We start from the raw sequence: 11,440 nt of genomic DNA on the forward strand, positions 1-11,440 counted from the left end.
GCTGACACCCAGCCTCACGCCGGCGTGTGGTCGCGCCGTGGTCGCACCGTGGTTCCTGACCCGTCGGCCCGCAGCATCAGCCGGTGCAGCCCCTGCGTCTCCGCGGAGGGCTCGACGCCCAACGCTTCGTTGAGCTGCCGGCGCAGCGTCTCGTACCGCAGCAGCGCCTCGGCCGTCCGCCCGCCCTGGTGCAGGCTCTGGAGGAGCCGGCGCCACAGGCTCTCGCGGAAGGGGTGCTGAACGAGCAGTCCCTGTACCCGGGCGGCCACCGCGCCGTGATCCCGGCCGGCGAGCAGGAGGTCGCACCGGCGCTCGGCCGCTTGGAGCAACTCCTCGTCCAGCGCTGCCACGGTGCGTTCCACCCAGCTCACGCCCTCCAGGCCGGCGAGCGGCCGGCCGCGCCAGAGCGCGAGGCAGCTGTCGAGTAGCACCGCCTCCGCCGCCGGGTCGTCCGTCGCCGCGGCCCGGGCGCGGCCGGCCCGGAAGCGGCCCACGTCGACGTCCTCCGGATCGACGCACAAGCGGTATCCGCCCGGGTGGGAGGCGATCACGTCGAACCGGGCCCCGACGGCCAGCAGCGACCGTAACCTGCGGACGTATCCGCGGACGGTGGTGCGGGCGGACGGCGGCGGGTCGTCGTCCCACAGCACCCGGATGATGGTCTCGACGCTGACCGGGCGGTCCGGGCTCAGGGCGAGCAGGCTGAGCGTCAGCCGCTGCTGGCGGCTGGGTATCGCCCGCTCGCCACCCGTCGTCCGGACAGTCACGTCACCGAGCAGATCGACCAGAATGTCCCCCATGGACAGCCATGGTGCGCCCGCCCGCCGCCCGTTCTGTTGACGAATTGTTGTCGCGCCGCGGACCGGCGGCCGCGATCAGGGGCGAAGGCCGTCCGGGGTGCCGAGCGACTTCACGTAGCGGCGGGCCGGGACCTCCATCGTGGTGGCCCCGGCCTCCGCGACGTAGGTGAAGCCGCCGCCGTCGGACCAGCCCTGCCGCTCGTAGAAGCGCCGCGCCCGCGTGTTGCCGGGCGCCACGGCGAGCCAGGCCGTTCCGTGCCCCGCGCCGGCCACCTGCTGCTCCGCGTCGGTCAGCAGGGTGGCGGCGACGCCGGTGCCCCGGTGGGCGGCCGCCACGTACACCTGCTCGACCTCCTCACCGTCGACCACGGTGAAGCCCGCGAGCTCGCCGTCGCGCACTGCCACGGTGGCGCGCTCGATGCGGCCGGCGGTGCGGGGGACGAACGATTCCGGCGTACGGAAGGGAAGCAGCTCGTCGGGCACATGCCCGGCGTGCCCGTCGTGCCACCCGGTGTGCCACAGCGCGGCAAGCGCGAGGACATCGTCAGCGGTGGCGGGGCGCAGCTCGATCGGCATGCCGCCGAGGCTATCCCCTTGCCGCGGCTCGCGGGCTGCTACGGTCGGCGCGTCGGCGTCGGTCAGCGGGAGGGGCAGCGTGGACGTGCCGGACCAGCAGTCGCCGCTGCCCAGATTCATGATCCTCATCTATGAGCGCGAGGCGCCGGCGAGCGCCACGGCGGCCCCGCCCACCGTGCTCCAGGCGCACCTGCAGCTGCCGCGCCAGATCGCCGAGACCGGCGCCCGCATCATCGCGGGCAATGCGATGGGTCCGCCCTCGAACGCCGTGTCGATCCGCGACAACGTCCCGGTCGGCGGGTCGCTGGCGGGCAGCGACCAGACCCTCGCCGGCTACTTCCTCGTGGAAGCCTCCGATCTGGACCACGCCGTCTGGATCGGCCGCATGGTCCCCGTCATCGACGGCTGGGTCGAGGTCCGCCCCGTCCTCGAGCGGTGACCGTTCGCGCGTAGTCGTACCGCTCCGCATCGAGTACCCGGCACGATCCCGCGGCCCGGGAGGCGGTGTGCCGATGTCGCCAAGGCTGTCCAGCAGCTGGTCGCGGGCCTGATGGAGCCGCCCGGAGCAATCGGGAGCGTCCCAGCGATCTTGTGCGGTGTGGACCAGGCCGCTGGTTTGGCGTTCACAAGGTGTCGAAAGCGGGCGTCCCGATCACGCGGTACAGCCAGTCGGACAGCACGGGTGCCTGATCCTTGGTGAGCATGATGGCGAGGCCCTCGTCCGCCACCCGAACAGGGTAGTCGTTGCGCGGCGCCACCTCGATGCGCACGCGATCGGCGGCAGAAGAGTGCGTCGGCTCTGTCACGGCTCCAGGAAAGCGTCGTCATGCCAGACGTCTTCGTAGCCGGGCGCGAGGACGACCCCCATGCCAGGTGGCAGAGCCAGGTAGGGCACCAGCTCGGGGAACTGAACGACGACGTGCTCGACGTGGACGGGACTGAAGAATCCATCGTCCTGTGGCGCCGGCTCACCTCGCCATACGTACCAGCCGTTGGTCTGCCCGACCGGCGGGTGCCGGACAGCGTTAAGCGGCAGCAAGTCCGAGCCACGACTCAACCCGACGCCGCTCATCGTCAGCCGGCCGGGGCGCAGCGGCGCGACACCGAAGCGACGACAGACCCGGCGTTGTGCCCAGAAGATCACGCCGGATCCTCGCACATCCCCGCAGCGCCGCATGAGCCTCCACTGTCACCAGTCCTCAGGCCCGGCGCGCACTGACCGCGGCAAGTCAGGATGGCGGCACAAGACACCTGCGCTACGTGGCCAGAAGCTCCAGAGCGGTTCCCGGGCGGAGGAACGTGCCGGTAAAAGTGATGGAGTGTGCAGTGAGGGCTCCGGTTACCGTCCTTGACGTTCCGGTGCTCATGCTGAGTTCCAGCGGAGCGCTGCTCAGCCAATCCATGCGAGCCTGGACGACTCTCGTGCCCACTGCGACCTCGATCCGGGCGGTGGCACCGCGCCGAAGCCGTGCCACCCGTTGGCCGTCCACCCAGAATTCCATCCGCCGTGCGATACCACCTACGTCTTGATCCCGACGCAGATCAATCCATGGCATGACCGAATTCCTCCTGATGAATTGGACGCGTCGATCCCTACCGAGGAAGGTGCCTCCATGCCTCTTTACCCTGAGTGCTTCACCGGGAACCAGGCCATCGGAGATGGCTGACGAGCACGACCGCTTGGCACGAGCGTGTGCCGAGCCGACTCGTTCGACGTGGCATGGCGTGACGGCCGTCCACCCACCGGAGCGCACGCTCGGCGGCAGAAGCGGATACCGAGGTGTCGTTGCATGGCGCTGGTCCTGCCACGAGGATCTAGGGATGAACTCAGCAACCATTCCGGCCGGCGCGGACTTCTCGCACAAGCCTGTGCTGAACGGCGAGAAGGTGACCCTACGGCCGGTGGGCGCGCAAGACGCACCACTGATCGCCGCGATCATTGATGACCCGGAGGTGCGCAGGTACACCGGCGGCGCACACCTCACGTTCCACCATCGCGGTCTCGAAGCCGTGTACGCGGCACGCGCGACCGCGGCGGACCGGCTCGACCTCGCTGTTGTGGACAACGCCAGCGGTGAGTTCGTCGGTGAAGTGGTGCTTAACGAGTGGGACCAGCACAACCGCAGCTGCAACTTCCGGGCGATGATCGGCCCAGGGGGACGCGACCGCGGACTCGGCACCGAAGCGACTCGCCTGATCGTCGGCTATGGCTTCGAGACGATGTGCCTGCACCGTATCTATCTGTTCGTCTATGCCTTCAATCCACGGGCCAGACGCGTTTACGAGAAGGTCGGCTTCACCACCGAAGGTGTCGACCGTGACGCCCTTCTGCATGACGGCACCTGGGTGGACGCCGTCCGTATGTCTCTGCTCGACCACGAGTGGCGCCCGAGAGGAGCGTCTGCCCGTCTCTGACAAATTCTGCACAGCGAACTAGCCGACTCTCGGTAGATTCGCTCGCTCTTGTCCGTCGCTCGTTGTTATGTGCCGGAGGCCATGTAGGCAGCGAGGATGTAGTTGGGGTGCCGGTCGAGGTTCTTACGGGCTCGGTCGTAGCGCATGGTGGTTTTGGGTCGGCGTGGCGGGCGGCGATCTGGACGTCGCGGAGGCTGACGCGGGCGTCGAGCATGGTGGTCACGAAGGTGTGGCGCAGCATGTGCGGGTGCATCTTGGGCATGCGGATGCCGGCGGTGGCGGCGAGGTGCTTGAGCCTGCGGGTCGCGGCGTGCCGGTCCATCCGGGCGCCGATGGTGTTGCGCAGGATCGGCCCGTTGAGGCGTTCACCAACGGCCCGGTCGATAGCGCGGGCCACTGCGGGTGGCAGCGGGACGAGGACGACCTTGCCGCCCTTGCCGTGGACGCGCAGCACACGGTGTCCGTGTTCCTCGCCCAGGTCGGCGATGCTCGCGCCGCAGGCTTCGAAGATTCGTAGACCGAGCAGCCCCAGCAGCGCGATCAACGCGAAGTCGTTGGGATTGATCGACTGCCGTGCCGTGGTTATCGGGGGCTTCGAACTGTAGGTGACTCAGGCCGAGGGTGGGTGATTCAGCCGGCACGGTGGGGCGGCGGACGTAGTCGGCTGGAGAGTGTTCGAGGATGGCGTCGATGACGCAGACCCGGTAGAAGCCGACCACCACCGATAGGCGCCGGGAGACCGTCGAAGGCTGGTATCGGCGGACGTCTTGCAGCCAGCGCACGTACCGCTCGACGTCGGCTCTGTGCAAGGCGAGCGGGTCGAGGTCTTGGTCGGTGCACCAGCGGAGGTAGACGCAGGTCGGAGCCGGTGTGCACGCGGGTTTGCCCACGGTAGCGGCCCAGGAAGGCGGACGCCGCGGCCCGCAGGACGAGTTGATCGGAGGAGACGACGTTGGACACGGAGGTGGGAAAGTCAGCCATACACCACCGTGCGTCACCAGCGACGATGAACGCCAGCACGCCCGGAGCGGCAGAAGAGCACACTTTGGCCCCGCCTTATGTGACGCACGACTTCCACGCCGCGGCCGTCCAGACAGGGCGACCCAATGGCGCATATCTGTTTCGCTTGCGCCACGCGATCGTCTACGCCTTTCGAGGGGATCAGCCCCAGACCTGCTGTGGCTGACTGTTACAACCCCAAATCTGGACTTTCGCGCCGTCGTTGCGGATGTTGTTCAGGTCCGCATCCAGGCACTTGTTGTACCGGTCGTTCATGATCCTGCCGCCAGAACTGACCCGCCACTTCTGCTGTCCCTGGCCGTTACAGCCATATATCTGAACCTTCGACCCGTCGGCCCCGTTACCATTCGTGTCGGCGTCCAGGCACATGCCCGGGTACCTCACGCTGCGGACCTCGCCATTCGCGGCCAACCGCCAGCCCTGCTGCGCCGTGCCGTTGCATCGCCACAACTGCACCTTGCTGCCGTCGCGGCCGCCGCCATTAATATCGACGTCTAAGCACTTGCTGGTATTGCCGGAGTTGCGCAACACCACTTTCGCCGGGTAGACGCTCACACACGCCGTCGCAAGATGTTTAGCGTTGCTCCAAACCCCAACGCATGCCTCCCCGGTCCGGGCCGGGTATCCGTCCGGCTTCCACATCTCTGCACCGGAAACGTTCGTCGACTCGTGATAGGTGCCGCGGAACTGCTTATAGCGGTCGACGGTCGCCCCGGTGGTGTCGCGAAGCTCGTAGCTGAACTGCCAGTTCTGAAGACCAAGGCCAGCCGCAAAGGAGGCCTTGACCAGATATATCTGATCGCCACGACCGGTAACGTCAATCCGCAACATTCCGCCAGCGATGCACTGCTGTACTCCCGGGATGCAGATCTTGCCCCACTGCGTCTGTCCGGACGCGTCTGCGTATGCCGCAGTCGGCGCGGCAAAAAGCGACACGACGATCGCCAGCACAGCAGCCAAGGCTGCCGTCGCGAACCGAGGTAGACGCCTCAACAGGTTGCCCTTCTTCATTACGCCCTCCCCAGGGTGGAGCCTCCCCGGGACGTTACGCGACGAAGGACTCACACCCAGTTCCCTAAATGGGTGACTCGGGGCAAGTAGTGGCAGGCGCATATCGAGCCTCCAGTGCGGTTCTGACGCGTCGCGCCTGCCGACGAGTCGCAGGTCGGAGACGTTGGCTCGCCTCCCACGTCCTCTCATCGGCATGTCCGCATGGGCGGACGTCTTACAGGGAGTGGCGGATAGACCTCCTGACGGATCGTGGGCCGCGCGAGGCCTGCTGTCCGGGACGTCCCGGGCTGGCAGGCCTCGGGAGTTCAGGTGCCGGATGCCATGTAGGCGGCCAAGATGTAGTTGAGATGCCGATCGAGGTTCTTACGGGCGCGGTCGTAGCGCATCGTGGTCTTCGGATCGGCATGCCGGGCGGCGATCTGCACATCGCGGAGGCTGACCCCCGCGTCCAGCATGGTCGTGACGAATGTATGCCGCAGCATGTGCGGATGCATCCGCGGCATCCGGATCCCCGCCGTCGCGGACAGCTCTTGAAGCCGGCGGGTCGCGGCGTGCCGATCCATCCGCCGACCGAGCGTGTTGCGCAGGATCGTCCCGTGCTCGCGGTTTCCGACGGCGTGCTCGATCGCCCGAGCAACCGCTGGCGGCAACGGGACCAGCACGGTCTTGTCGCCCTTGCCGCGGATCTTCAGGACCCGATGGCCGTGCTCCTCGCCCAGGCCGGCGACGTTCGCGCCGCATGCCTCGAAGATCCGCAACCCGAGCAGGCCGAGCATCGCGATCAACGCAAAGTCGTTCCGGTTGGCCGACAGCCGCGCGGTCGTCAGCAAGGCCTCGAACTGCAGATGCCCGAGCCCGAGCGTCGGTGAATCCGTCGGCGTCGGTGGCCGGCGCACATAGTCGGCCGGCGAGTGGGCCAGGATCTGGTCGATGACGCAGACCCGATAGAAGCCGACCACGACCGACAGCCGCCGGGAAACAGTCGAGGGCTGGTAGCAGCGGACCTCCTGCAACCAGCGCACGTAACGCTCGATCGCGGCCCGACCCAGGTTCAACGGATCGAGCTCCTGACCCGTGCACAAGGTCAGGAACACCTTGAGGTCCGAGCCGGTGTGGACCCGGGACTCGCCGCGGTACCTGCCCAGGTACGCGGCCACCGCTGCGCGCAGCACACGCTCGGGCACAACAGCTTGATCAGAAACCGAAGAGGCAGTCATAACTCACGGTGCGTCACCGCCGCCAAGAGCACCAACGCCCTCGACGCGGCAGATGAGCGCGCGTGATCTTGGTGTCAATGAGCTATTGGCGAGTGATTGGGGCGTCTTTTGGCTGGTGTCAGTGTGCGATTGGAAGGAAGGTCCAGTAGCCGTTTTCGGTGGCGGTGAGGCCGAATCTTTTGCTGGGTTCGAGGTTGTTTCTGATTAGTGAGAATAGGTCGGCGAGTATGGAGGTGCGGTCGCCGTAGTAGGAGTGGCTCATGAGGCCGGTGTCGAGTTGGCTGGCGTCGATGGTGTCGATGCCGTCGATGACGATGATGGCGGGTCCTGATTGTCCGGCGCGTGGGTAGCGGGCGAGTTTTTGGGAGGCTTTGAGGGCGAGGTCGTTGGAGGAGGCGTAGAGGGTGTAGCGGTCGGCGTGGTGGGGGAATTGGGCGGCGAGTTGGGTGAAGACTGCGGCGTCGATGTCGGGTGCGGCGAAGATGACTTGGCCGAGGCTGGTGGATTCGGTGGGGGTGAGGTCGGCGAGGCCTTGGGTGACGACGCGGTTGCCCATGCTGTGGGCGAGCAGGTGCAGTCGTCGGGCGCCGAGTTGGCTGAGGGCTAGTCGGAGGAAGTCGGCGAAGTGGGGGCGGGTCCAGAGGGTGTTGTCGGCGTCGGTGGGGTAGCGCAGGGTGGTGCCTTCCGATGGCCAGCTGTAGAGCATGGGCAGGCCGGTGAATTGCAGGTCGTAGGCGATTTGTGCGGTGCGGCGGGCGGCGTCGGTGAAGGTGACGTTGTAGCCGTGGATGAAGAGCAGTGCCTCCGGGGTGGCGGAGGTAGTGATCGCGTCGGACGCTCGCTGGGTGAAGGTGTCGCGGGTCAGCTGGTCGATGTCGAGGAGTTGGACGTGCTTGGCGGGGTTGGCGCGGAACTGGAGTTTCCACAGTGTGGATTTCTCGAGTGCGCCCATGCGGTGGTCGTCCGGCACGCTCACGCGGGCCACGCCGTAGGTTGGTGTCCCGCGGCTGCCGGTGAACGGGTCGGCCCTGTGGTGGGTGGGGGCACGGTCGGTGGCGTAGAGGATCGGGATGTCGAGGTATCGGTCGTGTTTGACGGCGCCGGGTATGTCTGGTGGTAGCGGGCCGCGCGTGATGGTGACGTCGAGTTCGCGGATGAGCCGGTCGGCGGCGGCTGGCCGGGTTTGGAAGGCGTTGAGCAGTGCGGTGGCTTCGGTGTCGCCGGTGCTGCCGGCGGCTCGGGCGGCCTCGATCAGGCGTAGCTGGAGCAGCACGGAGCGCTCGAACGACTCGTCGGGTTCGGCTAGTTGCGGCCAGACCCGTGCCACGACCTCGACGAGGACCGCGACTTCGTCGAATGCCTCCATCGGACCTCCTCGCTTGTTCCATCACTGAACCTGATCGGGTTCTGTCTGTCGATCGGCGACACACCGATGTGGGCGTACTTTCGGTCGGGCACGTGGGACGGAACGGTCATGCGTTCCGGAGCCACTTTTGGTGGTATTGACGTGCGGGAGGCGGTTGCCGTGCTGTCATCGCGTACCGTCGGCCGTCCGAGGTGCGAAGCCGTCCCGGGATGGAGGGAGGTCGGGTGTGGTCACCGGTCTGGTGGTGGACGGCTCGGGCTTTGAGGTCGTGGCCGGCACGGAGCGGGTCGGGCCCCGCCGTGGGGTGGGTACGCAGGATCAGGTGCTGTTGGCGGAGATCGGCGCCCGGTATGTGCGTGGGGTCCAGGCGCACGCGGGCGACGAGGTGTTCGTGGAGTTGGGCCAGCAGTTGTGGTCCTGGCTGGAGGGCGAGCAGGGGCAGCTGACCGCTCTCCTGGAGCGCGCCGGCGCGCCGCTGGTGTTTGAGGTGCGGGGGCCGGCGGTGCCGTCGGAGGCGGCCCGGGCGCTGTTGCGGGCGCCGTGGGAGTTGCTGGCCCGTCCGGGTGGTGAATTCCTGGCCGCGGACGCGCTGTCGCGGTTTGGTGTGGTGCGCCGGTTGGGGGCCCCGGGTGTGGTGCCGGCACCGGATGGGTATCGGCTGGGTTTGGTGTTCATGGCCTCGGCGCCGCGGCAGCAGCGTGAGCTGGACTTCGAGGCGGAGGAGGCGGCGATTCTGGCCGCGGTCGACGAGACGCGGGTGGATCTGGTGGTGGAGGACACCGGCAACCCGGTTCAGTTGGGTCGCCGGTTGGCGGATCTGGGCGGGATGCCGGTGGTGCATCTGTCTTGCCATGGGGTGAACCGCTGGCAGGTGTCGCCGGGTGGGCCGCGGGTACCGGTGCTGATGATGGAAGACGAGGTCGGTGACGATCTGCCCACGCCGGCCGCCGACCTTGTCGAGGTGATGACCGAGGCGCCGCGGCTGGTGTTCCTGTCGGCGTGTCTGACCGCGAGTCCGGCGGACGCGGGCGGGCACCTGCCGCCGGGGCCTGGCCACCGGGCGGTCGCGGCGGGGGTGGTAGACGCGGATGGCACGGTCGCGCATTCGCTGTCCACTTCGCTGATCACGGCCGGGTTCCCGGCCGTGCTGGGCTGGGACGGGTCGGTCGGGGACCGGGCCGCAACGCTGTTCGCGGAGCATCTGTATCGGCAGCTGAGCAACCGGGCTGATCTTGCGGTGGCGGTCGGGGATGCCCGCCGCGCCGTGCTCGGCGCCGCCGATCCGCGGGTGAGCTCGGACTGGCACCTCGCCAGGTTGTGGGTCGGCCCGTCCGGCGGTGGCCGGCTGGTGGGCGGGGTGCGGCGGCGTTCCCGGGTGTCGGCGGTGCACGGCACCAAGGTGTTCCTGGACCGCAAGGAGCACGTGCCGGTCGCGGCGCCGGAGATGTTCGTCGGCCGCCGTCTGGAGTTGCAGCAGGCGCTACGGGCATTGCGGGATCCGGACCGGGCCGGGGTGTTGCTGCATGGGCAGGGCCGGCTCGGTAAATCGAGCCTGGCGGCCCGGATCGCCGACCGCAGCCCTCAGTTGCTCCCCGCGGTGGTCTTCGGTGACTACAGCGCGGCCGCGATCCTGGAGGTGATCGAACAGGCGGTGCATGCCCTGCCTGCGGCGCGGGACCTGATCGCGCAGCGTCGTGGGCAGGTGCGGGACCGGCCGGAGACCTTCGAGCCGCTGCTGACCGACCTGGTGGCCGGGCCGTTGGGACGCGCTGACGAGGGACAGCGGGCGCTGCTGCTGATCATCGACGATCTGGAACAGGTGCTGCTACCGGATCCGCAGGGCTTTCATCGGGTCGCACCAGCCGTGGCGCCGGTGCTGGCGGCGGCGCTGCGAGCTTTCGACCCGTCCGTCACCGACAGCCGGTTACTGCTGACCAGCCGGTTCCAGTTCACCCTGGACGGGCTGCCGGACCGGCTGGAACAGATCCCGCTGCGCCCGCTGTCGCTGGTCGCCCGGCTCAAACTGCTCAACCGGCAGCAGGCCCTGGCCAGCCCTCGGTTGCAGGCCGAGCGGTCCGCGCTGGCCGCACGGGCGGCCGAGGTCAGCCGCGGCAATCCCGGCCTGCAAGATCTGATCGGGTTACGGCTGGTCTACAGCGACCAGATCGACGCCGGCCGCGCGACGGCCGCCATCACCGACATGGAAGCCTACCTGCGTCAAGGTGACCTGCCCGCGGAGCCGCAGGTGCGGCAGTTCCTGGAAAACCTGGCCCTGGACACCCTGCTCGAGTTGGCCGGCCCGGCCCACCGCGCACTACTGCGCGACCTGACACTATTCGAGCTGCCGGTACCGGAACCGGCCGTCACCGCCCTCGCGCAGCACAGCGGCGGGTCGGCGGCCCGCCTGCGCGGGCTGGGACTGCTCGACACATTCCCCGACCCGCACCAGCCACAACAGACAGCCACGGCGGTCAACACGCTGGCCGTGGGACGTCTCACCCCGCTGACCGACAACGAGATCACCGTTCTGGCAATGCTGACGGTCGCTCCCCTCTTCGACGCCTGGGGCGGCACCGCCAACGGCCGAAGCTTCCCGATGGACCTGGAACTGACCAGGCTCGCGTTGCACGCCGGCGACCCGCAGGTGACCGCCGCGTGCGCCGCCGGCGCCGTCCAAGCATTGAAGGCCGGACCCGCCGCCGCCGCCTTCCACCTCGCCGAAGAAGCGATCACCCTCCTCGACCAGCACCACCACAGCGTCCCGCTTCAACTGCTGCGCCACGCCGCTGACACCGCCCGCGTCAGCGGAGACGGCCAAAGCGCCCTGCAACTGTTCGACCGCGCCAGCCGCCTGGCCCGCACCGGTGACGAGCAGCAGACAGACCCGCTCGGCTACGCCCGGGTAACCGCCGAACACGCCACCTACCTCATCCAACGCGGCGACCTCGACCGCGCCGAACACCTGCTGCACCAAGCCCACGAGGCGTTCACCGCCGCCGGCTCCGACGGCGAAGCCGCCACCTGCCAAGGCACCC

Annotated in this window: 11 protein-coding genes; 3 read left to right on the plus strand and 8 right to left on the minus strand. The window is 68.3% G+C overall.

Going from position 1 to position 11,440, the window contains the following annotated elements; genetic code table 11:
- Nucleotides 1-14: 14 nt before the first annotated feature.
- Nucleotides 15-800 carry an AfsR/SARP family transcriptional regulator gene (locus RBH18_RS16625; RefSeq protein ID WP_306208671.1) on the minus strand — a complete coding sequence of 262 codons (786 nt, stop codon included), beginning with the start codon at nucleotides 798-800 and terminating at the stop codon, nucleotides 15-17.
- A 75-nt stretch (nucleotides 801-875) separates the two neighbouring features.
- Nucleotides 876-1,376, minus strand: a complete 501-nt coding sequence (locus RBH18_RS16630) for a GNAT family N-acetyltransferase (protein ID WP_306208673.1) — start codon at nucleotides 1,374-1,376, stop codon at nucleotides 876-878.
- Between the two features lie 79 nt (nucleotides 1,377-1,455).
- Here RBH18_RS16630 and RBH18_RS16635 point away from each other — a divergent pair, with 79 nt between their 5' ends.
- Nucleotides 1,456-1,815 carry a YciI family protein gene (locus tag RBH18_RS16635; RefSeq protein WP_306208675.1) on the plus strand — a complete coding sequence of 120 codons (360 nt, stop codon included), beginning with the start codon at nucleotides 1,456-1,458 and terminating at the stop codon, nucleotides 1,813-1,815.
- Nucleotides 1,816-1,999: 184 nt separating this feature from the next.
- Here the strand turns inward: RBH18_RS16635 and RBH18_RS16640 are convergent, their stop codons facing one another.
- Entirely contained in the window at nucleotides 2,000-2,182 is a 183-nt protein-coding gene (locus RBH18_RS16640) for a hypothetical protein (protein WP_306208677.1), read from the minus strand.
- Nucleotides 2,179-2,520 carry an immunity protein Imm33 domain-containing protein gene (locus tag RBH18_RS16645; RefSeq protein ID WP_306208679.1) on the minus strand — a complete coding sequence of 114 codons (342 nt, stop codon included), beginning with the start codon at nucleotides 2,518-2,520 and terminating at the stop codon, nucleotides 2,179-2,181. The genes RBH18_RS16640 and RBH18_RS16645 overlap by 4 nt, the downstream gene beginning before the upstream one ends.
- A 677-nt stretch (nucleotides 2,521-3,197) precedes the next feature.
- Here RBH18_RS16645 and RBH18_RS16650 point away from each other — a divergent pair.
- Nucleotides 3,198-3,791 (plus strand): GNAT family N-acetyltransferase, encoded by a 594-nt coding sequence (locus tag RBH18_RS16650; RefSeq protein ID WP_306208681.1) that lies wholly within the window; start codon nucleotides 3,198-3,200, stop codon nucleotides 3,789-3,791.
- On the opposite strand, the gene RBH18_RS44130 is transcribed toward RBH18_RS16650, so the two are convergent.
- From RBH18_RS44130 to RBH18_RS16670, 4 genes are all read right to left on the minus strand, one after another.
- Complete coding sequence (locus RBH18_RS44130) at nucleotides 3,673-4,335, minus strand: tyrosine-type recombinase/integrase (protein ID WP_372338924.1); 663 nt, start codon at nucleotides 4,333-4,335, stop codon at nucleotides 3,673-3,675. The genes RBH18_RS16650 and RBH18_RS44130 overlap by 119 nt on opposite strands.
- Before the next feature lie 617 nt (nucleotides 4,336-4,952).
- Nucleotides 4,953-5,822, minus strand: coding sequence for an RICIN domain-containing protein (locus RBH18_RS16660; RefSeq protein ID WP_306208685.1), 870 nt, complete (start codon nucleotides 5,820-5,822; stop codon nucleotides 4,953-4,955).
- A gap of 305 nt (nucleotides 5,823-6,127) precedes the next feature.
- Nucleotides 6,128-7,006 carry a tyrosine-type recombinase/integrase gene (locus tag RBH18_RS16665; protein ID WP_306208687.1) on the minus strand — a complete coding sequence of 293 codons (879 nt, stop codon included), beginning with the start codon at nucleotides 7,004-7,006 and terminating at the stop codon, nucleotides 6,128-6,130.
- 151 nt (nucleotides 7,007-7,157) lie between these two features.
- A complete protein-coding gene (locus RBH18_RS16670) occupies nucleotides 7,158-8,405 on the minus strand; it encodes an alpha/beta hydrolase (protein ID WP_306208689.1) in 1,248 nt (415 codons plus the stop codon).
- Between the two features lie 226 nt (nucleotides 8,406-8,631).
- On the opposite strand from RBH18_RS16670, the gene RBH18_RS16675 reads away from it, so the two are divergent.
- Nucleotides 8,632-11,440 (plus strand): CHAT domain-containing protein (locus tag RBH18_RS16675; protein WP_306208691.1); only part of this gene is annotated, 2,809 nt, incomplete at its 3' end.

Origin of the sequence: Actinoplanes oryzae (genome assembly GCF_030757795.1) — a bacterium.
Taxonomy (GTDB): domain Bacteria; phylum Actinomycetota; class Actinomycetes; order Mycobacteriales; family Micromonosporaceae; genus Actinoplanes.

Excerpts from the sequence above, each read along its gene's own strand:
- RBH18_RS16660 (WP_306208685.1), bottom strand. The coding sequence starts at position 5,822 with ATGAAGAAGGGCAACCTGTTGAGGCGTCTACCTCGGTTCGCGACGGCA.
- RBH18_RS16630 (WP_306208673.1), bottom strand. The coding sequence starts at position 1,376 with ATGCCGATCGAGCTGCGCCCCGCCACCGCTGACGATGTCCTCGCGCTT.
- RBH18_RS16670 (WP_306208689.1), bottom strand. The coding sequence starts at position 8,405 with ATGGAGGCATTCGACGAAGTCGCGGTCCTCGTCGAGGTCGTGGCACGG.
- RBH18_RS16625 (WP_306208671.1), bottom strand. The coding sequence starts at position 800 with ATGGGGGACATTCTGGTCGATCTGCTCGGTGACGTGACTGTCCGGACG.
- RBH18_RS16650 (WP_306208681.1), top strand. The coding sequence starts at position 3,198 with ATGAACTCAGCAACCATTCCGGCCGGCGCGGACTTCTCGCACAAGCCT.